This is a genomic window from Winslowiella iniecta, assembly GCF_001267535.1.
Classification (GTDB): Bacteria; Pseudomonadota; Gammaproteobacteria; order Enterobacterales; family Enterobacteriaceae; genus Erwinia; species Erwinia iniecta.
This window is the reverse complement of sequence record NZ_JRXE01000016.1, coordinates 1-22634: the sequence shown is the minus strand read 5'-3', so window position 1 is coordinate 22634 and position 22634 is coordinate 1. Positions and strand designations below refer to the sequence as shown.

Annotated in this window: 14 protein-coding genes and 1 pseudogene; 2 read left to right on the top strand and 13 right to left on the bottom strand. The window is 50.7% G+C overall.

The features are described from left to right. The first annotated feature begins 106 nt into the window (after nucleotides 1-106). Entirely contained in the window at nucleotides 107-1357 is a 1251-nt protein-coding gene (locus NG42_RS12430) for a hypothetical protein (RefSeq protein ID WP_052899759.1), read from the top strand. Nucleotides 1358-1423: 66 nt separating this feature from the next. On the opposite strand, the gene NG42_RS12425 is transcribed toward NG42_RS12430, so the two are convergent. From NG42_RS12425 to NG42_RS12385, 9 genes are all read right to left on the bottom strand, one after another. Next, a complete protein-coding gene (locus NG42_RS12425; RefSeq protein WP_052899758.1) occupies nucleotides 1424-2104 on the bottom strand; it encodes an oligogalacturonate-specific porin KdgM family protein in 681 nt (226 codons plus the stop codon). A gap of 46 nt (nucleotides 2105-2150) precedes the next feature. Continuing rightward, a complete protein-coding gene (locus NG42_RS12420; RefSeq protein ID WP_052899757.1) occupies nucleotides 2151-4232 on the bottom strand; it encodes a right-handed parallel beta-helix repeat-containing protein in 2082 nt (693 codons plus the stop codon). Nucleotides 4233-4307: 75 nt separating this feature from the next. Next, nucleotides 4308-5879 carry an MFS transporter gene (locus tag NG42_RS12415; protein ID WP_052899756.1) on the bottom strand — a complete coding sequence of 524 codons (1572 nt, stop codon included), beginning with the start codon at nucleotides 5877-5879 and terminating at the stop codon, nucleotides 4308-4310. 526 nt (nucleotides 5880-6405) lie between these two features. Continuing rightward, nucleotides 6406-7434: a sensor domain-containing diguanylate cyclase gene (locus NG42_RS12410; RefSeq protein ID WP_052899755.1), complete on the bottom strand. Its 1029-nt coding sequence runs from the start codon at nucleotides 7432-7434 to the stop codon at nucleotides 6406-6408. Between the two features lie 268 nt (nucleotides 7435-7702). After that, on the bottom strand, nucleotides 7703-10360 hold the full coding sequence (locus tag NG42_RS12405) for a beta-N-acetylhexosaminidase (protein ID WP_052899754.1): 2658 nt from the start codon (nucleotides 10358-10360) through the stop codon (nucleotides 7703-7705). A 35-nt stretch (nucleotides 10361-10395) separates the two neighbouring features. Then, nucleotides 10396-11841: a chitoporin ChiP gene (gene chiP, locus NG42_RS12400; protein WP_052899843.1), complete on the bottom strand. Its 1446-nt coding sequence runs from the start codon at nucleotides 11839-11841 to the stop codon at nucleotides 10396-10398. Nucleotides 11842-12281: 440 nt separating this feature from the next. Continuing rightward, a complete protein-coding gene (locus NG42_RS12395; protein WP_053115811.1) occupies nucleotides 12282-12854 on the bottom strand; it encodes a UPF0149 family protein in 573 nt (190 codons plus the stop codon). A gap of 71 nt (nucleotides 12855-12925) precedes the next feature. After that, nucleotides 12926-13915 carry an FAD:protein FMN transferase gene (locus NG42_RS12390; protein ID WP_052899753.1) on the bottom strand — a complete coding sequence of 330 codons (990 nt, stop codon included), beginning with the start codon at nucleotides 13913-13915 and terminating at the stop codon, nucleotides 12926-12928. A 67-nt stretch (nucleotides 13916-13982) separates the two neighbouring features. Beyond that, nucleotides 13983-16760, bottom strand: a complete 2778-nt coding sequence (locus tag NG42_RS12385; protein ID WP_052899752.1) for a flavocytochrome c — start codon at nucleotides 16758-16760, stop codon at nucleotides 13983-13985. A 583-nt stretch (nucleotides 16761-17343) separates the two neighbouring features. On the opposite strand from NG42_RS12385, the gene NG42_RS12380 reads away from it, so the two are divergent. Next, nucleotides 17344-18840, top strand: a complete 1497-nt coding sequence (locus tag NG42_RS12380) for an anion permease (RefSeq protein WP_052899751.1) — start codon at nucleotides 17344-17346, stop codon at nucleotides 18838-18840. A gap of 232 nt (nucleotides 18841-19072) precedes the next feature. On the opposite strand, the gene NG42_RS12375 is transcribed toward NG42_RS12380, so the two are convergent. From NG42_RS12375 to NG42_RS12360, 4 genes and pseudogenes are all read right to left on the bottom strand, one after another. After that, nucleotides 19073-19324 (bottom strand): hypothetical protein, encoded by a 252-nt coding sequence (locus tag NG42_RS12375; RefSeq protein ID WP_072133229.1) that lies wholly within the window; start codon nucleotides 19322-19324, stop codon nucleotides 19073-19075. A 1456-nt stretch (nucleotides 19325-20780) separates the two neighbouring features. Beyond that, a complete protein-coding gene (locus NG42_RS12370; protein ID WP_052899750.1) occupies nucleotides 20781-21104 on the bottom strand; it encodes a helix-turn-helix domain-containing protein in 324 nt (107 codons plus the stop codon). Continuing rightward, nucleotides 21088-21447: pseudogene (locus NG42_RS12365) on the bottom strand (type II toxin-antitoxin system RelE/ParE family toxin). The gene NG42_RS12370 and the pseudogene NG42_RS12365 overlap by 17 nt, the downstream one beginning before the upstream one ends. Nucleotides 21448-22174: 727 nt before the next feature. Continuing rightward, complete coding sequence (locus tag NG42_RS12360) at nucleotides 22175-22549, bottom strand: hypothetical protein (RefSeq protein ID WP_241488351.1); 375 nt, start codon at nucleotides 22547-22549, stop codon at nucleotides 22175-22177. Between the last annotated feature and the right edge of the window lie 85 nt (nucleotides 22550-22634).

The window sequence follows — 22634 nt, the reverse complement described above, 5'->3', positions numbered from 1 at the left end:
CGGCTTAAAGGAAATGGGCAGGCTTAATTATGAAAATATCTTCCGCAACATTGCCAAAAAGACCCGCTGAAAATCCGTCTCTCCGACTGCTGCCCTGGCGGAGAGAATGATGGAGAAAATTAATCAGCAACCACTACCCATGGTGATTATTGTTAATGCCATATCGACCGGCGCACTGTTAGCAGAAGAGCTTTACCGCGCTTTTCAGCTGATCCATATTGAGTCCAGCGCCTCAGTGAAAGCTAACGATAATCCCTGTTTTCAGCGCGATAAATTTTCACAGTTTTTCACCTGGTATGATGACGATGAGGAAGCCATCATCGACGAACTCAGAGCGATGCGCCCTGTTGCTATTATTCCGGGCAACGGGGCCGCCGTAGAGCTGAGCGACCTGCTTGCCAGCCGTCTGTCACTGCGTGGCAACTCTCCGCGTACCACGCACCTGCGGCAGGATAAATACGCCATGAATCAGGCTGCCAGTCAGCATGGGCTGCTGACTGCTGCTCAGCACATCAGCAACCATCCGTCTGAACTGAAAAGATGGTACTTACATCAGGGATTTATCCGCGCGGTGATAAAGCCACTGAACGGTGCCGGTTCGGGGGATGTTTACCTCTGTGAAACCGCCGGGCAGGTTGAACAGGCAGCACAGCTGATTATTGGAAAATATCACCGCACGCAGGTCAGAAACCATGCTGCGCTGGTGCAAAAATTTATCGAAGGCCCGGAGTATAGGGTGAATACCGTCAGCTTTGAAGGGCAACGCTGGACCACCGATATCTGGAAAGTGCATAAACGCTTCCGGCAAGGGCGCAACCTGTATGACTATGACGAGCTCTGCAATCCACAGCATCCGGATGCCAGCGCGTGCCTCAGTTATACCTTACAGGTGCTGACCGCAATTGACATTGTCACCGGCGCAGGCCATACCAGGCTGATTCTTTCGCCGGAGGGTCCGCAGTTGCTGAAAACTGTCGCACACGCATCCGATGCGGCTAATCCGCAGGCGATTCGCCTGGCGACCGGTGCCGATCAGCTGATGCTGATGCGCTATGCCTACACCGCGCCGGAAAAACTGACGTCGATCCCACCGGTTTATCCGTTTCGCAAACATTTGCGCTGTGTGCACGCCATTGCCTCTGTTATCCGGCCATTCTCCCGGTGTAAATTACAGGCGTTCTTGTTACAGCTGGAGTCGTTTTTCAGCGTGGTAATGAAATCTGCCGAGGGTGCTGTACTGAAACCGACCGTGGATGTCGCGAGCTGTCCGGCGGCCTTTTTTCTTGCCAGTGACCATCCGCAGCAGATTGAGCACGACTATCAGTTATATCGCTTATGGGAAACAGATAATTTGTGAGGAAAGTATGTTACCGTCAGAACTAAATGTCCGGGCGGCGTTGTCGCCGCCCGAGATCATTTCGCGTTAAAAACTATACTGCAAACCTATGCGGAAGCGCGTTTGTCGTTCATCGCTGGTTTTACGAACGCTGATATTCCCCACCTCAGTGTAAGGTGCCCAGTTTTTATCCAGCTTCCACAGTACTTTCACATTATGCTCATAGTCCCACTTCTTATTATCGAAACGAATCTGGTCACTGTGTTTATAAATATAGTTATATTCGAAACGGAAATCCTGATAGCGGTATCCCAGCCAGAATTCGCCACGATTCGTTTTTTCATCTTCTTTGCCATCCTCCGAGACCCGTTTATATTCGTAACGATAACGGCCATTTAAATAAACCCCACTGTCAAAGGTATAGCCAGTGGTTAAAAAAGGCTTGTAGATACTGCTGTTGCTGGATGATTCGAGGGTAAATCCTGGCTGAACAAACCAGGCTGGCGTAATTTTATACTGGTAATTGATACTGCTTTCCGTGCCGTTACTGACGATATCGTGGAAAGCTTTGTTGCTGTTATCGCCATCCGATTTCCATTTTGCTTCCAGTGAGAAGCCAAAGCCGTTATCAAAACGATGGGAAACGGCAAAGCGATCTTTATGGACTTTGCTGTCATCCTGCCACTCATGCCGCACATCCAGCGTTACCGCCGCAGCCTGAAAAGAACACAGCAGTAACCCGCAGATCATTAACGTCTGTTTATTCATTACAAAACCCCATTGGTATTTTTTATTAGTGTTACATCAGGTTTTATTATTTCGCTGTTGGTTTATTATCATCCAGCGTCAGGAAGCGATTATCTTTCAGGCGGCCGGTTACCGCATCGGCATATTCCGCTGGTGAGCTGCGCAAGGAAACATTGCCCTGCAACTGACTCTGTTTATCTGCCTGAGTGTAAGGACCGGGACGGAAAAGATAATTAAAGCGTTTATTATCGATGGCAGTATTATTGCGCACCACTAGGGCACCCGGATTAAAGTTATCGGTAAAGCCATCCATGCCATTTTCTATCGCGACACTGCCCGATACCTGATGCGCCACGGGTAAACCTTCACCGCCGAGTTTAAAACCATTATTACGATTACGCAGTGCAATACTGTTTTCGATAATCACCCGACCGTTCGGGCCATCTTCGATTTTATTAAACAGGTCAAAACCATCATCAACGTTATCATGGGAGAAACAGGCAATCAGTTTATTCCCCTCCCCGACACGCATTTTTACCGCAAAGCCATCAGCATTAATCTGACCGGGATCTTTATTGCCATAAGACTCAGAGTTAGAAATGATATTGTGGCTGGCCCACAATGCGCGCCCTATCCCCGCCGGGGAAGCCACCCAGATACCGGTGTCGTCAGCATGGTGCGCCACTACCCGATCAATATGGTTATAACTGCCGGAAATATTGAAGCTTTTTTCCGTTACCGTAATCCCCTGAATATCCCAGTGGCTGGCTTCCAGATTCAGCCCATAAAACACCACGTGTTTGCCAAGCGGGCGCAGCTTCTTCGCCTGCTCTGGGGTGCCGCTGGCGCTGGCAGGCAGAGTGGTCAGCGGGTAGTTACCTTCAGCCAGCCACAGAGTGCCGCCCGGTGACAGCACGGCGGCAGCGGTGGCAAAATCCAGCGGCTGCTCACGGCTACCGTTATTATCAGCCTTACCTTGCGGCGAAACATACAGATTGACCGCATCGGCGAGTTTGACCGGCTTCACCGTCAGCTTATCACTCAGGGTTTCACCGCTGTTGGTTACCAGACGCCAGCTTATCTCGCTGGAATCCGCGCCGGTATTCACCGACAACGACTGCATCTCACCGGCTTTTAGCGCTTTATCCTGCACCAGTGGCTGGCCATTGCGGCTGACGCTCAGTTTGCCTGGCTGATTACTGCGCAGCTGGAAGCGGTAATCCGGACGCGCGGTCAATGATGAAGAAGCTATCTCGACCCGGGCCGGTTGCGCCGCAGCGACAAATTTCTCGGCAGCAACCGCGTGATGCTCACTCAGTGTCAGGCTGGCCTGATGAACGGTAATCCGCGCATTGCGCGAGGCAAAAAAGCCGACGTAATAACCGCTGTTATCCTGCACCGTCACCCGTTCTGCATCCCCCGTTTTCTGCGTCACCCACTGGTCACTGTCCACTGCGGCCCAGCCGGAGATAAAACCGTCATCCGTTCGCGCCAGCCGCAGACGAAAACGCGGCGTTTGCCGGATATCCAGCCGATGGTGGTATGCCTCGCGAACCATCTCCACACCCGCATTGCCCCAGGGATTTTTGACGCCGTTGCGCGCGATTTGCGTCACCTGTAGCAAATGGTGAGATTTTTTATCTTCGGTAAGCAGCGCATTCATCACCATATTGGCGGCGGCCGGAAACTCTTCGTAACCGGGTTTCAGCTTCTCAGCGCGCGCCTGCCCCAGCACATCTCTGACCAGCAAGCCCGCGCCCTCCTGCCCGGCGGGCAGCGCGCCATTTTCCGGGCCAAATTGCTCAACGCTGATCTCGGCATCCAGCTGCATATTGGCGCTGGCGGGCAAAAAGGTGTAATAAAACGTCAGGCCGTCGTGGCTGTTACCAATTTTGCCGCCACGGCTTTCAATATGAACCGGCGTTATCAGCTTGCTTCCTTGCACCGGTACAGGCTGACCATTTTCCCGCGTCACCTGATTGACGCCGACCTTCTCAGGCAACACATTCGTGGCGAAATTCACATCGGTCGACTGACCGAAGGCAATCGCTCGCCATACCAGCGTATTGCTATCAGGTAACTGACTGGCGGCGCTGCAACTGATGCTCAGCATAAACAGCGAGCAGGAAATGACCTTTATTTCCCTCATTTCTCTTTCCTCAAAACGAGTTAATCCCTTCCTGCCCGACGGGCAGGAATGTAGTGATCGGATATTGCTGTGGTTTTAGCGTTGTGGCAGCTGTTCCGACATCGCGGGCGCAGCCTCTTCGGCAAGCTTCATTTTCCGCGAGATATCGCTGTTACCCCAGCACTGCTCGTAGGGATAACCCACCAGGGTTTCAATGACTTCGCGCACGTCAGGTTTGATGGCACTCAGCTCGCCACCGGCTTTGATACGCGCCACTTCTTCCAGCACAATGCGATGCGTTTTGCGATCGAGGGTCATCTGGCGACTAAAGATAATCGCTACCAGCGCCAGCACAATCACACCACCGAAGAACACCCACGAAATCGCGGTAATCGCGCTTTCCGGCTGCACATGCGATTTCGACTGGAAGCCGTAATAGCTGAGCAGAGCGCCCATTGCAAAGACGATAATCGAACGCACGATTTTACCGGCGAAGGTCATGGCACCGGCATAGATTCCTTCACGGCGACGGCCAGTAAAGACTTCATCCACATCCGCCAGGAAGGTGTAGACCGTCCATGGAATGTAATACACCCCGCCGGTTCCCAGGCCAAAGATAACGGTCACACCAATAATCGCCACCGTGGCAATATGGGCTGGCAGGTGCAGGAAATGCAGTAAGGTATAACAGCACACCGCGAAGATAACGATTAACAGCGCCCAGGTGTAAGGCTTACTAAAGCCGCGCTTAACGCAGATACCAATAAAAATCGCGGTGGAGAACAGTTGCAGAATCGCATTCAGGCTGTTCAGTCCGGCCAGAATAGCCGGGTCGTATTGCAGCACAAAAATCACATAGTAGGTAAAAACGGAAGCAAACAGCCACTCAGCGCCAAAACCAAACAGATACATCCCCAGATGCTTACGGAACACCCGCAGATAAAACGTCGACTGCATATCACGCGCCAGCGCCACCACGGTTTTCCACAGGGTCTTTTTCTGCCGCACTGCTTTTATGCCGGTATCTTTTCGTTCCCAGGAGAAGCCATGTAACAATGCCACCGCGACAAACAGGATCAGGCCATAGGTAATGCCGGTATACAGGAAAGGCTGCGCAGACTCTTTACCGTACAGCAGGATAAATTGTCCGGGAATAAATGCAGCGAGGAAGTTGGCGATTTTGCCAAACATCGCCTTATAACCGGTCAGTTTGCTGCGTACAGCAAAGTCATCGGTCATTTCAGTGGCCAGGGTTTCATACGGCACCATAACCGAGGTATAAATCAGTTCAAAAATGACGTAAGTGGTCAGGTAATACCAGAAGCCAAAGCCTTCCACCCACAGTAGCGGGTAGAACATCATTAACGGTGCGCCAATAAGCAGGAAGAAACGCCGACGGCCAAAACGTTTACCCAGCCAGGTATTACCAAAGTTATCACTCAAGTAACCCATTAATGGGTTACTGATGGCATCGATCACGCTGGCCACCGAAAAAATAAACGAGGCCTCCAGCAATGTCAGCCCGCAGAAGGTAGTATAAAAATAGAGTAACCACGCACCAGCAATGGCCAGGGCGCCACTTCCCAGCAAATTGCCTCCGCCGTAAGCCAGTTGATGCCCCAGCGTGACCTTCCGCCCATCTTCCAAAAGTATCGTTTTTTTAGTCATAACATTCAGGTCTCTTGAAATTAATGAACCGATGTTTCATTTTTAATAAAGCATGGTTTTATATATTTATGAGACCTTAATTGATGTGACAGCCGTCACTCAAAAACATAAGGAGATTTTTTTATTTACTTTTTGCGACACAGATAACAATTTTTGTCTTATGCTGGCGTTAGCATTTAAATACAACTATAAAATCACCTAAAATCAATAAATTAACCATCATTTAAAGTGATAAATGTGATGTTAACGTCATACAAATTTCCACCGAGCTGGCGGCCAGAGTCTGGTAATACGATAACTTTTGATTGATATTCAGGAACGGGAGAGAAGTGGGTTAACCCGCGTGTCGGGGTGGGATATTTGACATGATGGTATGCAGGCCAGATAGCCTCTGGCACGGGCGGCGAGAACGCCGCCCCAACGGCCTTGATCGATGATAACCTCGGCACGGTTGTAGGGAAGCCGTTTTCGGCTCCCGTTCTGAGGATATGCAGGGTGCAAACCTAAGCTGATAGCGAGCCTGACGTTATTGATTGACTGGTGACACTGAGGATCTGCGACGCATTTTATCCAGATACATTACCGCATCCGCTTCGCGTAACGCCATATCCGGAGTAGCACTCGCCGGATTAGCGACTATCACGCCAACACTGGCACCAGGGTAATCGATAAAACAGGATTCGAGCTGGTATTCCCCGGTCAATAATGCCGACAGCCTGGCTCTGAACGCCTCGGCTGCATCGACGGCATGGTCATAGTGTTCCGGGCCAACGAACGCCATAATAAATTCATCCCCTCCCAACCGCCCCAGCACTTTATCGCTGGTCGCCTCCTGCCGCAGGCGTTCGGCGATAGATTTCAGAAAGGCGTCGCCGGTTTCATGTCCGTAACGATCGTTAATTTGTTTAAAACCATCCAGATCGGCAAATGCCACCAGCACATAGCGTGAATCATCACTGGCGCGGGAAAACAGCTTCGGCAGCTGCTCGAAAACCGCCCGGCGATTAGGCAGGCTGGTCAGTTCATCGGTTAAGCTTACCGCCGTCAGTGCGGCATTGGCTTCCTGCAATTGCTGCAACAGCTGCTCTTTACGAATGTATTGACCAATCAGCTCGGCAAAGAGTTGTAACACCTGCTCGGCGCGCTCGGACAGACGGTGACTCTGGCTACTGGCAGCACAAAGCGTGCCGTAAAGATTGCCCTCCGCCAGCATCACCGGAGTGCTGATATAAGTGGTGATACCCAGCTGTTTTGCCGCCTGTGAGTCACCCCAAACGCCGGGCACATCACAGGTGAAAGACCGCCCTTCATCCAGCGCCCGTTTACATAAGGTATCTTCCCAGGGAACGGACAAGCCTTCAGGAATCTGCATCTCTTTGCTGTTACGCGAGAATAAAATCTGCTGCTGAATTCCCTCAGCGTCAATACGCGTCAGGTAGGTCGACTCCATCTCAGTGACCAGCTCAAGCATTTCCAACAACTGACGAACAAAGCCTTCAAGCGTGTTTTCAGATTCCAGCGCAGTGGAGATGCGCTCAATCAAATTTACCGTCATAAATCTGCGTTTCCAGTTCTCAGGTGTTGGTGTCAGTAAAAAGCAAAATGGCGGCGGAGCTTCTCGCCTGTTAAAGATAATTGATTGATTTTATATCTTTTTTATAACACATTCGCGCCAGCGTCATATCAGCGTTCAAAGGCTGCCGGAAATTTTTAAGATTTTTCGCCAGATGAAAAGGCTATCTTAACAGCGCAGACAGGATTGTCTCAATGGGGGGAATCTGAGCAACCCCGGATAACCAGGGCTGCTCCACAGGCGGCAACGATTACTGCGGTTCAACCTTTTCGGCACGACTAAAGCGCTTGCCGTCAGCACTGGCGGAGCGAACCCAGACTTCGCCTGTTAAGCGCGGTCTGTGCCGATCGTCATATGCCAGCCACTGCTGACCGCCATCGACGGAATACTGGATTGCGACACCCGGCAGGGAAATATTGGCTTGCAGAATGGCATCAACCACACGAGCGCCCGGCAACGGCAAGCGGTACTGAATGTCGGCTTTGTCCATTTTTGGCAATTCGCGCTGACCCAGCAGCGTGGCGAAGCGCGCCCAGTCATGCTGCAATCTTTTCTCATTCACAAAGTGCGTTTTGCCCGCAGAAAACTCACGACCCGCTTTATACTCCAGCTCCCAGTCGGCACGATGCCACGCGCGCTCTGCCAGCGGAATTATGCGCGGATAAATGCGGTACTCCATATCGTCATCGGTGCGGACGGTCTCGCTCCACAGTTGACCCGAGATACCGTAAGCCCCCGGCCAGGCTTTGTCACTTTTGGCGACAAAGCTATTGCCGTCACGATCACGCGAAGTTTCCGCATTTTGCGGCAAGTTGTCGGGTGCGAAGCTAAAGATCTTCGCTTCATCGGTATAGCGGGTGCCCCAGTAGTAACCGCGCTCCTGCGGATTAACTTCTGCCGGGAAGTCAAAATAGACGTAATCCGGGTTAGACAGGGTGACTTCATAACCTTTATTGGCCCAGTCGTTGGCCGTATCAAACCCGCCCCAGTAGAGGGTTTCCCAGAAGTTAACGCCAACCCGTTTGGTGGCAAAAGCATTGGCATCTTTGGCATTTTTCAGGCCATCTTCCCATGCCTGCATTTTTTCGATGCCGTGAGCATGAACCAGTTTGCTGACTTCCACCGCAAAGTGGCTGGCAAGATGTTCAACGTCCTCGATTTTTCCGTCACTGACCAGCTTCTGGCAAGCGGGTGACTTCGCCCAGGGCTTATCCTGATTACTCAGGTCTACCCGCCCTTTCCCCGCCTCCGGCTTACCGCTGTAGCCGCCGCCGAGGTAGATATTTTTCGCTTCATCACCGCCAAAATGCCAGGTCGTGAGCGGCTGACCGGCTTCCTGATGCATCCGCGCCATTTCGCCAATCACTTTATCGGCAAAGCGTCGCGACGAGTCGAGGCAGGGGTTAAGATAGCTGTGGCGATCGTAATATTGCACTGACGTGGTATTGGACGTATCCGCGGGATCGAGCAGGCGGAATTCACTGGCCTGCTGCGGCTGACCGGCGGCAGTGAGTTTACGGTAACGCGCTTCCATCGCGATAATCGCAGCCCGGGCGTGAGCGGGCATATCGATCTCCGGAATCACTTCAATCTGTCGTGCCTGAGCGTAACGGACAATTTCAATATAATCGGCACGCGTAAAATAGCCGCTGCCATTATTATTGCTGTCGGGGCCGGAACCCAGTTGCGGCAACAGGCAGGTGGTTTCCGTCAGATCGTGACAGCGCTTGCCGCCGACGTCGGTCAGCTCCGGCAGGCCAGGAATTTCAATACGCCAGCCTTCATCATCACTCAGATGGAAGTGGAACTTATTCAGCTTATAAGCTGACATCTGATCCAGCATCCGCATTATCGCTTGCTTCGAATGGAAGTGACGTCCGACGTCGAGCATCATGCCGCGATAGTCAAAACGTGGCGCATCTTTCGCTTCCAGCTGGGCGATAGTTTTGCTGCCATCAGCCGGAATCAGCGACAGAATAGATTGCAGACCGTAAAACACCCCGGCCTGGTCGTAGCCCGTCACTGTCGCCCCTTGCTGACCGAGACTCAGCGTATAAGCGCCGGATTTCGCCAGCTTACCGCTGAAAGCCGGTTTATTAATCTGGGTGGCAATCGGATATCCCGCCGGGTCGCTGGCAATGCCCAGCGCGGCAAAACGCTGTAAAACCGCCTGCGCGGATGGCTTCACCAGCGCACTGAGATCAAGCGCAACGCCGTTACTGAGATCAACATCCTTAGGGTGGATTTTCACTTCCAGCGGAGTCGGTACAATCTGTCCGCGTAGCGCTGCTGCCGTGAGCGGTTCTAACGCTTTATTTTTTGCAAAACGCGTGGCTGGCGACATCAGAATATTATTGTCCGAGGCGGTACGCTTCCACTGGTCGCCGCGAAAAGGGGTGACAAACTGATGCAGATTTTCACTGTCGGTATTCGCCAGTACCTTCGGCTGCGCATCACCGGAAGTGGCGTACCAGCGCGGCATCAGATCGGTTTCAAACAGCTGCCAGTATTCCCCCACCACCGGAATCGTCACTGACTGGCTGGCAGCAAAGCCATTAAATTTATCCGTTGGCTCCAGTTTATGCAGATCGCCGGTCACTGGCGTGATGGTAAAGCGGTCGTTATCCACCTGCAGAATGCGGCGAATACTGTGGAAATAAATCGCCCAGTCACGGCCTTTAATCTCCTGCCCGCCGTTGGTCAGCGTAATCGTGGCGGTGTAGCAGGAGGCAAAATCAGCGCCCAGTTCACCACACTTCACTCCGCTATCTGCCGCACGGTTATCCTGCACGCGGTAATTTACCTGTAGCTGACTGAGCTGATCGACAAGATTTTGATCCGCCATGCTGCTACCGATACAGCCAAATAATCCCGCTGCAACCATCGCTGTTAATTTAAATGCATTCATCTGCAACCTTATCCTTACTGTGCTGGTTTTGAACATCAGAAGAGAGTGAATGGCGCGATAACGATAAATTTCACGTCTTTCTCATCCTGGAAAATATTGCCGTAACCGCCGCTCCAGCTTGGCAGGTCGGAATGATTGTTGTACTGGGTGTAATGCAGTTTGAACTGCGTATCTTTGGCGCGGCCTTGTTGTACGGTGTAGATCGCATCAAGGCTCCAGGCGCTCTCTTTCAGGCGCTGGCTTTGATCGAACTGAGGGTTGCTGCTCGGCCTCGCATCCCAGGCATAGACCCATGATCCCCCGACGGCAAAGCCCGGCAGATCCCAGTTTTTCAGGTCATACATCACACCGGCATACACCGCTTTTTCACCATTGGCGTTGAAGTCCGAACGGTTATCCCACCAGATATCCAGCCGACCATTGGAAGAGGCGTATCCCGGCGTCATACGTTGCAGGAAATAGCCCTGATTGCCTTCGGCCTTCACCATGGTGCCTTCAAGACGCCAGCTAAACGGGCCGGTGGTATAACCTAACGTCACCGCTTGCAGCCACGCCAGGCCGTCGTACAGACTGTTGGGATCGTTTTTATTACCGATCCTGTCCTGCGCGCCATAAAACTGATAGCTGGTGGTCAGTGGATTCCCTGCCAGCTCGGTTTTCCAGCTGGCTTTGGTAAAGTACTGATCGAGGTAACTGGCCGCCTGGCCGTAAGCCGCTTCCACTACCAGATTGTTTTTGAAGTCGTATTTCGCCCCCAGCGAATGAAGGTAAGCAATGTGGGTCTGGCGATCATTACGGCGGAAATCATCCATTTCAGTGTGCCAGGGGGACTTGTATTTATCCGCCCACAAATACGCCAGGCTCAGCTCACCGCCCGCTCCAAAATCCGCCTGATATCCGGCTTCGGCACCGCGATAAGTCCCGGGCATAAAGCTCCAGTGCGGCGCAAGCAGCGTCTGGCCGGTTGGCTGGATGTAACCGGCATGCCCCCAGAAACCGTCATGGCGAAATTTTGCCGCGGCCTTATACACACTGGCGCCACTTTTATCACCGGAAAAATCCTCGCTATAGGTCCGGTTTTTCGCGGAAAAGGCGATTTCATTGGGATGGCCACTGGCACGGGATTCAGCCAGTTCAACGGCGGTAAATGCCGCCAGGTCGACGCCAAACAGGTCCCAGGCATAGCCGGAAGAGAAATCAAGATTCAGGTTGGCAGTGGCATGTGAGAGGTTGGTGGCGTAACGGTTGTAGTCCGGGTTGTCTACAATCACCGTGCTGCCGTCCGGGCGCTTTTCCTCGCGAGTTTTATTCAGGTCTTTACGATCGCGCTCACGCTGCCAGTAATAGAAGCCGCCGGTCAGGCTGGAGTCTTCAATAAATCCCTCCGCCTGAGCAGAGGCTGAATAACCTGTTCCCCCCGCCAGCAAGGTTCCGGCCAGGGCGAAAGCCACTGGGTTCAGGGTGGCAGAGGGTGATTTCAGGCAAGCCGTGTCCTTGCCCCGGTTAAGGTGCTGATGCATATAAAATCCTTTTTAACTGACAAAAGCGTTAGGGTACCGAGGCCGGATGCGCGCAGTGCGCAGCCGCCAGGAATGAGTAACAGAATATTTTTCGCGACGCGAATTATCAATCCCTGATAAGGCTGAATTTGTGGAATTTTGACCAGGCGCACATTACGCTGAGAACGGGTGCAAGTCGGGTAATTCAGGCAAGAAATTAAGCAAAACGCACTAATTATCATTAAAATCATAACAATAAAGGCAATAAGCTAACTGAGCCGTATCTGGCAGGTCAGCGCATTCTGGTGACGGAATCAGCATCCGGATATGATTAATTTTTAACGTTAAATATGTTCAGGGATGGGATGGCGTGATGGGATAACCCTGCCCGTGCGCAAGCAACGGGCAGGATGGTCAGACAGTTAGTTTACCGTTGAGCGCTGGCCCAGCCAGTATGCATGCAGCACCAGTGCTGCAGCGGGAATCGCCGCGATATCGCGTTCAAAATCTTCATAGGACAGGTTATCGAGTCTGACAAAGTTTTCTTCCAGACCGTGCAGAGCGATCAGATCCAGCGAAGGTTGCAGCTTTTCAGGCAGCGCCGACCAGTTATCCAGTGCCACACCGCGCATATAGCCGAAGCACCACTGTTCAAGGATGGTGAACTCTTTATCATCCACAAGGCTCTCGCCGAACAGCGGTTCAAACTGCTCCGGGTAGTCATTCAGCCGCTCAGCGATATCATTCATATGCTGGAAGCTGAGCGCCATAAAGCGCTGCAATTCCTCTTCTGATTCCCAGACCGGGGCATACTGTTCCCCCCCCCACAACGCTGGCAACCATTGACTCGGCTCGACCAGATTTGGCCCCGAAAGAATCGCGGTCAGCAAACCATCAAGCTCAGAAACATCAAGTATGGAATGTTCATTACTGTATTTCAGAAGAACATCATCCAGCCATTCCAGTTCTTCCAGCTCCAGTGGTCCTTGTTTCATACTGTTGTCTCCTTGGATAATTTTGCGAGTATCGCCGCAGGGCTAGCCTGAATGCGGAAATAATTGCACCATCATAACATCCTTCCCGCTGAGAGTTGATTGCGCCCGAGCTGATAGCTGCTGTCCAGCAGGGTAAAGTTAAACTGCCGCTGTGATGAGCAGATGACCTGCCGCTGTTTTGTAACAAAAACGGCCTCAATTTCCGGCGTTGTCGCCAGACAGGCCAGCCCTTTTTCCACGCCCATGCCATACAGCAACGTGGTAAAGATATCGCCATCAATAGATTGCGGAGAAATGACCGTGACGCTGAGCAGTTCGTTATCCAGCGGAAAACCGGTTTCGGGATTGAGAATATGGTGATAGCGCTGCCCTGCCAGTTCAAAATAGCGCTCGTAAATGCCGGAAGTGACCACCGATTTTCCGCTGATGCCGATCACGCCAATTAAATCATCCGGCCCGGCAAAGGGCTTTTTCAGGCCGATTCCCCAGTTTGCGCTGCCGGGCATACCGCCGAGCGTCTGCACATTACCGCCAAGGTTGATCAGCGCATCAGTAATCTGCTGCTGGCGGAGAAAATCCCGCACCCGATCGGCGATATCGCCTTTAGCAATCGCCCCGAGGTCGATCTCCATGCCTTTTACTGGCAGAAACACCGAGCGCGCCTGGCGGTCAAGAATCACCTGCCGGGGATCGGTCAGCGTCAGCAGCCGCGCGATTTCCGCAGCAGGCGGAACGCGGTTGCCGTGAAAGCCGATTTTCCAGCATTTAACCAGCGGACCTATCGTGAAATTAAAACAACTGCCTTCCAGTAAGCTGATCTCTCTGGCGCGGGCAATCAGTTCAAATACCGGCTGGCTGACCACCACCGGATGCTCGCCCGCTGCATGGTTAATCGCCATCACTTCGGAGTCTGGCCGGTTAACCGTCAGCAGATTTTCCTGCTGTTTAATCAGTCGGAAGACGCCAGCGGCTACCGGCTGATTATGCTCGAGCAGCTTGAGCAGGATCGGCGACCCCATCAATACCGCCGAGTAAGCATAAACGCGATCGTCTGGCGACATTGCTGATCCCTCACCGGTTATCGTCTGTTACTGCAAGGGCCGAAGCGTTTCGGCCCTTGTTTTCCACTTAATGACGCGCCAGTGCCGCCGCGTTACGACCGGCCAGAATGCCGAAAATAATAATATCGGCCACCGCATTTCCGCCGATGCGATTCGCGCCATGGATACCGCCAACCACTTCTCCGGCAGCCCAGGCACCTTTAATTACCTGTTTTTCCGCATCCAGCACCGCAGTATCGGTATTGATGGTCACACCGCCCATGGTGTGATGCACGCCAGGAGCGATGCGGATAGCATAAAACGGCCCCAGATTCAGCGGATGACGCAGCGCAGTTTTGCGGCCAAAATCTTCGTCATTCTGCTGCTCAACAAACTGGTTGTAACGCGCCAGCGTCGCCAGCAAAGCATCCTGATCCATATTCAGTTTCACCGCCAGATCCTGTGGTGAAGCGCCGCTGAGCACAAAACCTTTAGCGATATATTCATCGGCGGCTTTGTTGTTCAGTCGCACCTGTTCATCAAAGATCACCCAGGCGCTTTTCTCCGGCAGGGCAATAATCTCCGCTGACACTTTGTCGCGGGTTTCCATTTCGTTATAAAAACGCTGACCCGCCTGGCTGACCAGAATGGCACCGCCGCCGCGAATCGCCTCGGAAATCAGGTAGGACGTGGTTTGCTCGACAGTGGGGTGAATCTGAATTTCACCCATATCCACGGTTTCCGCGCCAATCTTTTGCAACATGGCAATACCGCTGCCGGTCGCGCCTTTGTGGTTAGTGGTCACAAAGCCATCCAGTTCCGGTCGATACTTCACCACCATCTCACGGTTGGCGCTGAAACCGCCGGTCGCCACAATCACACTTTTGGCGTTCAGAATGCGGCTGTCATTGTATTCATCAACCACTTTCACGCCGGTCACCGCGCCATTTTCCGTCAGAATTTCGGCGACGGAAGTTTCCAGCAGCACTTCGATATTGCGCTTGTTAATGTTTTTCACCAGCCCACTGATCAGAAAGCCGCCCACCGCAGAACGGTCAGCCGGACGGTGGGTACGATCGATGCTCATGCCGCCGGTAATGGTGATATCGTTCAGTTCAATACCGTGCGCCGCCAGCCATTCCACCGCCTCGGGAGCCAGTTCGACAAACTCGCGCAGCAATTGCGGATTGTTTTTAAACTTGCCGCCTTTCAGCGTCTCTTCATAAAACAGCTCTTTACTGTCCTGAATCCCTTTCAGTTGCTGGAAGCGGGTTTCTGCCGCGTTCATCCCGACCGAAGCCTTGATGGTATTACCGCCGATGGTCGGCATCTTTTCGATAATAACCACATGCGCGCCTTCATCGCAGGCCTGAATCGCCGCAGCCAGCCCGGCACCACCGCTGCCCACCACCACCACATCATAGTTTTGTGGCGCCTGAGGATTACCGCCCTCTTCAATCACATGTTCTTTACTGGACGTCGCCAGCGCGCGGGAAACGGCTTTCTTCAGCGCCTCACTCTGGGTGGTGGCACCGGTAATCGCATCGACATGGGGGCTGTTCGCCACCAGGATACGTGAACGGAGACTTTCAAAGGTGGTGGTAAAGTCAACGTCGAGGGTATCGTCCGGCACCAGCATGATATCGGTAATACGGTCGGTATCGAGGGTGACGTTAATTTTCAGCTTCAGCGCTTCGGCTTCCACTTTCTCCTGATATACCCCGGCTTTATATTTACGCCCGGAGACGCTCATATCGCGAATCATGGCGTCGACCAGCGAGAAACGCCACAGCGGTTCCGGAATATTCAGCGCTTCACGCTGCGTGCTGTCGATAAACAGTTCAAGCTGTTCATTATTGATGATGCGGTCAGCCCAGTCCGGATACGCGATGCAGGCTTTACCGACCGCCACCAGGTCAAAGCCGTGTTCCAGCCCGCTTTCGGCTTCGGCCTTATTCACCACGCCACCGACACCGATAACCGGGATTTTCGCCAGCGTTGGCGAGCGCATGGCACGATATTTATCAATCAGCGGCGTAGGATCGCTGGTGTCAACAATCGACGGCCGCAACAGTTGGCCGACCGAGAAATGCACGTAATCCAGCCCGCGTGCAGCGAGCTTTTCCAGCAGATACATCGTGTCGTCAAAGCGGATGCCGGGGACTTCCAGCTCTTCCGGCGAGAAGCGATAACCGATAATAAATGAGGCATCGGCGAAGCGCTCCGCCATTTTATGGGTAATCTCCAGCACTTCCAGCGGGAAACGGGCGCGATTATCGCGACTGCCGCCCCACTTATCGTCACGCTGGTTGGAGTTCGGTGAGTAAAACTGCTGAATCAGATAGGTGTTAGCACCATGAATTTCCACCCCATCAAATCCGGCCTTAATCGCACGGTTTACCGCATCACCAAATTTGGTGATCATCACCTCCACTTCTTCGCCGGTCAGGGCTTGCGGCGTAGTGGCCCCTTCACGCGGCGCAGCAATTGCGCTCGGGGCGACCGGGGTTCGGCCGCCAATCAGTTCCGGCTCCACCATCCTGCCGCCATGGTAGATTTGCAGAATGGCTTTTGAACCTTTGGACTTAATGGCGTCAGCAATTTTCGCCAAACCGGATATTTTATTGTCGCTGTCGATGGCAATCGCCCCGGGGAAGGCTGGCCCTTTCGGATCAATAAAACAGCACTCGACAATCACCGTACCGATGCTACCCGCACGATCGCGATAATACTCCACCAGCTCACTGGTCACGGTGCCATCATAGAAACCGGTACAGGTGGTCATCGGAGCCATCAGCAGGCGGTTTTTAAGTACCGCACCATTCGGCAGTGTAAGGGGATTCAGTAGCGGGGTGAGCGTATTCATTTATAATCGACTCCAGGATTTAAAAGTTTTGATTCTGGTCCGGGCGCGTTATTTCGATTGTGTTATTGGGTCCGGTATTATATGACTAATATACTCAATACGGGCTTTAGCAGGCTATAAATTTAATTATCAACTTTTAAATCAGCGGGAATGTGGTTGTTTTTACAAAAAACAGCGACAAGTGTCTTAATTGTTAACCAAAAACGAATAAAAATCAAACGGGTTACCAATATTAAATTTAATCCAATAAAATCATACAGATACAATCAAACATTGTCTTTTTTGCCAAAGGAATCTACATTCTTAGATGCTGCCGAATATTTGCGTAAAATCAATACTATTTTCAATCAGTAAGGTACTATACAGATTAAGCGCCTTGGGTATTAAACCCGGCCAAAAGGAGTCATAAGACATGTCTTATTCCATTTTCTTTTTGTCAACACAAAAATACCCAGGCCATTACATGCTCACTTTAATTAATAAGCAATCAAGCTGCAGATAAATTACCTGAACTTCGCGGAATGTTGAGTGGTTAACCCGCATTCTTAATAACGTGCAGACAAATACTATCTAACAGGTATCGATGATGAATGACGCTGCGAAGGCTGTTCCTGCCCCACAGGGAACAAAAAAACGCCTGATAATGCTGTTCCTGCCGGTGCTGGTGGCCGTGCTGTTGCTGCTGGTTCCGGTTCCTGGCGGGCTGGAACCCTATGCCTGGCACTTCTTTGCCATTTTTGTCGGTGTGATTATCGGCTTAATCTTTGAACCCCTGCCCGGTGCAGTCATTGGCCTGACCGGCGTGGTGGTGATTGCCCTGTTCAGCCAGTGGCTGTTATTCAGCCCGGCAGAGGTGGCCAATCCCAATTTCAAAATCGCTACCGAGTCTTTTAAATGGGCGGTAAGCGGATTTGGTAATTCCACCGTCTGGCTGATCTTCGGTGCCTTTATGTTCGCCGCCGGCTATGACAAAACCCAGTTCGGTCGCCGGCTGGCGCTGATTCTGGTGAAATATCTTGGACGCCGCAGTCTGACACTTGGCTATGCCATCACTTTTGCCGATCTGTTACTGGCACCGTTTACGCCTTCCAATACTGCCCGTAGCGGCGGCACCATCTACCCAATCATTGCCAACCTGCCGCCGCTGTATGGCTCGAAGCCTAACGATCCCAGCGCGCGCAGGATTGGTTCTTACCTGATGTGGGTGGCGATCACCGCCGCCTGTATCACCAGCTCGATGTTCTTATCGGCGCTGGCACCGAACCTGCTGGCTTTGGCGCTGGTGAAAAGTATTGTCGGCTTTGATATCTCATGGGGAATGTGGTTTCTCGCCTTCCTGCCGCTCGGCGTGCTGCTGATCCTTACAATGCCGTTACTGGCTTACTGGTTCTATCCGCCGGAAGTGAAGGTTAACGACGAGGTGCCGCGCTGGGCCAGCAGTGAGCTGGAAAAGCTGGGCAAGCTGTCACGCAATGAGATCTTGCTGCTGGTGTTTGTTGTCTGTGCTCTGCTGATGTGGATTTTTGCCACCGCATGGATTGAACCGGCGATGGCTGCCCTGCTGGTGGTGGTGCTGATGCTGTGGACCGGGGTGCTGAACTGGAATGATATTATCAGCAATAAACCGGCCTGGAACACCTTTGCCTGGTTTGCCACGCTGGTGGCGCTGGCGGACGGGCTGGCGCGCGTCGGCTTTATCGCCTGGCTGGGTAAAGAAGGCGGCCAGCTCCTCGACGGTATTCCACCGGAAGTGTCGGCGGTGATGCTGCTGATAGCCTTCTTCCTGCTGCACTACCTGTTTGCCAGCACCACGGCGCATACCACCGCATTGTTACCGGCCATGCTGACCATCGCCGCGTCTATTCCGGGCATTAATATGCCGGTGTTCTGTCTGATGATGGTGACTTCACTCGGCCTGATGGGGATTATCACCCCTTACGGCACCGGCCCCAGCCCGATTTACTACGGTAGCGGATACCTGCCGACGAAGGACTACTGGCGCCTGGGAACCATCTTCGGTGCCATCTTCCTATGCTCATTGATGCTGATTGCCTATCCGTGGATGGTGATGATGTTCTGATCGTGTTCTTGTCAGGCTGCCTGCCCGGCAGCCTGATTAACAGAAGTAGCGGTATTTTAATTGCCGATAACGTAGCCCTTCGATTTAAAGCTGTATCTGTTTAAGTTGGATAATACTCGCAAGGGATATTGTACAAATACAAATCGCGTTAATTCATCGATGCCGGATTTGCTGATGGAATGGTAATTGAATCATCTGTAAGGGGGGAAGTCATCACCGGCAAAAGTGGTTTTTACTTCCGATTCGGTGTCGTATTGGCAATAAAATTCATCAGACGACGGTGATCGACATCTACGGCTCCCTTAGGCGCGCGACCCGCACAGGCCAGGCTATACCAGAGATCCATAGCAGCGCGTGCCCTCTCCAGCCACAGTTGCGGATCAGGCTGCCTATCTCTCACCTGATCCATACAATCATGGATAAAATCTTCTGTCGTAAAGGTCATTGCCGCATAACTGAGATCAAAAGTGGTATTCCCTTTCATGATCCGCGTCCTCTGTATGTGAATCATTTTATGGCTGAAATGATGTCTGCACGGTGTGTTATCCGACAATCTGCTGTTAAACCGGTATGCCCGATGGGTTTATCATCCTCTTGTTGGGCCTGATTGCATACAAACTTAACCTGACGGTGAGATCTTTTTAGTTAATCCCGGAACAGCACCTTGCTACAGGAAGAGGAATTACGCTAACCAAAACAACCGCTTTACCTGTTTCGAGTCAAAATCTCACCACGTTAGCGCTAAACGTAACAGTTTGAGTTATATGGCGGTGGTCATTATCCTGAAGAAATAAATTAACAAATCAATTGCAGCCATACCAATTCACTCTGCTTCATCTGTTCATAAGCCCACCCATTCCACTCTTTCAATTTCAACCCTTTAAATTAAATCCATTAAGTTTATAACGTTACAGTTATTGATTGAATATTTTTTGCGCTACTGAATTAACAACAAAAATGGACAGTGACTTAACTCTATTTTTATGAGAGCCTGAATTTGACAGATCCTTAAGGTATCGGATTTTTAAGGAATTTGTCATCAGGAATAGTTTGTGATGCAAACATAGACTCCATAGTAATTATAATAAATAAGATATAATCTTTTATCTCTATAAGCATTTATTTGTATCTCCCAGGGAAAATAAGTAATGTTTATGTCAATAAACATTGTAATGAATCTCTTCATCTTAGTTTATTCCGGAGATGCTATGTTAAAAGTTAATGATTGCTATGGTTATACAATAGTATTACGGCATACCTCGATAGTGTCATTATATTCATATGGTAAAAAAACAAAAGTAATACTAAATCATCATCCATTTGAGTTGGTATTAAACAATAATATAGAAGTGATTTCATGCTTACTGGAAAAATGCCATGACGCAGAGATACAGACATTGAAAAGTTAAAAAATAACGAATAAATTTCAAGATACAGGGTAGAGTGAGGCTATCCTGTATTGTGTACCAAATTCAGGCATATAGTTTTAATTTGCACTTCATTATATTATAACCAATAATGTTAAGTGAGTTGAACTGTTCATCCAATATTCGTATCGCCTCTTCAAAGGAGATACTCCCGGATTTATATTCGCTTAATAGCCTTTAAAATTTGACTGACTAAAAAGTCATAGCGAGTTGTGACTTAATATCAACTCCATTACCTTTAATTAATTCGCCTTAATTAATTCTTTACCATAACCAATAAGTTTGGCTATTTTTGATTCTTCATAGCATTCCATCATTGCGCTCTCGCATACCGGGCATCAAAATGTTAAATCTTTTTTAAGGGCTAGCTTCATCGTAATTAATTCCCTATGGATAATCAGAACTACACTATCGGAATATTGTTCCAGTTTGATTTATTCTCTATTAAAAACAATCCATTAAAGCTATTTTCCCTTAACGAAATTTTGCTCAGGTATTACCACAAACGCTTACTTAAATTAGCACTTCTAATCCATGCTTTTGCACCACAGACAATAGTTTCAAAGACATCCCGCTGGGGCGCTTCATCCCTGTTTCCCATTTCTGAATTGTCGAAACGCTGGTATTCAGATAACGGGCGAAAACCGGCTGGCTCACATTGAGTTTTTCACGTAATTTTTTTATTTCAGATGGTTGTAGTTCTTTCACATCCTCAATACAGGTTGCATCAAAGTTACGCATCGTTTCCTGTGGGATCACTCCAGCTTTAAACATCCCGGCAGCTGCACTATGAATAGCTTCAAATGCGGGGCTTTTGAATTTAGTTTTTGCAGTCATGGCAAATCTCCACCCGTTCTTTAATCTTCATAAGTGCTGCAATGTTCTGATCTGAGAGAGCAGCGTAATGCTTTGCCAATTCACGGAATCCAGTTAGTTCTTAAGAATCAATGTTCGACATATCCTGTTTGGCATACAGAAATGCGTATATCCAGCGAGCCCCACCTTTAGCCAAAATGATTGAGCGGTCACGATTGTGGTTGAGGCGCTTTTTGTATACTCCACCACCGAGGTTATCGCCCTTACCTTCAATAACATCCATTATGGCCTGACATAACTCACTATCTCTGATGGCGTGCATTTTAGCCGCCCTGGTAAACCATTTTGTCTTGAACACACGCATGATGTAGACATCCTGTCAGCTTTTAGTGTAGCACCAAGTACTATATTTCTCTTCTTTTCCTTCAATGAAAAGCATCTTGATGTCGGATTTTTAACCACAAAAACCCACTATCAATGACAGCCAGCCAATGTTTCCAGTATCTGGATGATCCGCGTGACCGGTGAGAAACGTCTTCGGGCGGCCACAAAGAAAGTTGTCGCAGCCTTATAGACAAAGCAGATATGCGGTATACCGGCCTGACCTCCCCAGGCCGGTATCGTTAGTAAAACGCATTTATGGCATGGCAATGAAGGCCCGTTTAATTAGCGAGACTACTGATAAAAAGCGTTTTTCACCGGCCGAATTAGCTGAATAATGCTGCATTTAATCATTTATCCGCTAAATGACGTGCCGCTAACAGAGCAACGGCCTTCTAAGCTGTAGGTCTGCGAAAAGGGTAATGCCACCGCTTACCTCACTTAAGTTCATATCCGTACTTCGTTTACTGCTGTACACAAATTCTGTCTTCCTGAGCACCGCCAGCATTTTGGCGGGTTTAATCTCACAGAGGTGATTTGCGCGGGCATTAAACGTACGCGAAAACTTTGTGCGGGACTATTAATCACTCGCAAACACAAAGCAGAAGCCATATATGGCGTCTGTAGAATTTTCAATGAGTTATATTGACTGTGAGCAAAGCACGAATTCGGGCTTTGATTTTCAACCTCAGCATTACTAACTCGCAGATTCATGAGCTAACTCCCATCGCTGGCGATGATGTAATAAGGCTGACGAAGGCATCAATACGGCGGGCCACTTCACGCACAGCATCAGCCGGGCTCATGCCACTACGCACCGCTTCATCAATTACTATCTGTTCAATCTTCTGTATCACTACCAGCAAGCCCAACTGCTGCTCATCGGCAGTGCTGCGCTCACCATTAAAAAGACCCGCAACACGATTTTCAGCACGAGCCAAATTAATGTAATGGTGACGCTGCGCACCCAAGGCTTTTAGTCCGTCTCGGCTTTCATGATAGCCGGGAAGATATTCGCGGCGGATTGGTTCGACAGCACGGCGTTTAGAGAATGCTTTGGTAACATCCAGCCTGAACTGATTCATATGGACTGACCCCACGCCAGTAGACAAATTCTGTCCTCACGACGAGGCCTGTTCAAAGGCCTGCGGACTGACGCCGCCGAGATGA

Excerpts from the sequence above, each read along its gene's own strand:
- NG42_RS12430 (WP_052899759.1), top strand. The coding sequence starts at position 107 with ATGATGGAGAAAATTAATCAGCAACCACTACCCATGGTGATTATTGTT.
- NG42_RS12425 (WP_052899758.1), bottom strand. The coding sequence starts at position 2,104 with ATGAATAAACAGACGTTAATGATCTGCGGGTTACTGCTGTGTTCTTTT.
- NG42_RS12420 (WP_052899757.1), bottom strand. The coding sequence starts at position 4,232 with ATGAGGGAAATAAAGGTCATTTCCTGCTCGCTGTTTATGCTGAGCATC.
- NG42_RS12415 (WP_052899756.1), bottom strand. The coding sequence starts at position 5,879 with ATGACTAAAAAAACGATACTTTTGGAAGATGGGCGGAAGGTCACGCTG.
- NG42_RS12410 (WP_052899755.1), bottom strand. The coding sequence starts at position 7,434 with ATGACGGTAAATTTGATTGAGCGCATCTCCACTGCGCTGGAATCTGAA.
- NG42_RS12405 (WP_052899754.1), bottom strand. The coding sequence starts at position 10,360 with ATGAATGCATTTAAATTAACAGCGATGGTTGCAGCGGGATTATTTGGC.
- NG42_RS12395 (WP_053115811.1), bottom strand. The coding sequence starts at position 12,854 with ATGAAACAAGGACCACTGGAGCTGGAAGAACTGGAATGGCTGGATGAT.
- NG42_RS12390 (WP_052899753.1), bottom strand. The coding sequence starts at position 13,915 with ATGTCGCCAGACGATCGCGTTTATGCTTACTCGGCGGTATTGATGGGG.
- NG42_RS12385 (WP_052899752.1), bottom strand. The coding sequence starts at position 16,760 with ATGAATACGCTCACCCCGCTACTGAATCCCCTTACACTGCCGAATGGT.
- NG42_RS12380 (WP_052899751.1), top strand. The coding sequence starts at position 17,344 with ATGATGAATGACGCTGCGAAGGCTGTTCCTGCCCCACAGGGAACAAAA.
- NG42_RS12375 (WP_072133229.1), bottom strand. The coding sequence starts at position 19,324 with ATGAAAGGGAATACCACTTTTGATCTCAGTTATGCGGCAATGACCTTT.
- NG42_RS12370 (WP_052899750.1), bottom strand. The coding sequence starts at position 21,104 with ATGACTGCAAAAACTAAATTCAAAAGCCCCGCATTTGAAGCTATTCAT.
- NG42_RS12360 (WP_241488351.1), bottom strand. The coding sequence starts at position 22,549 with ATGAATCAGTTCAGGCTGGATGTTACCAAAGCATTCTCTAAACGCCGT.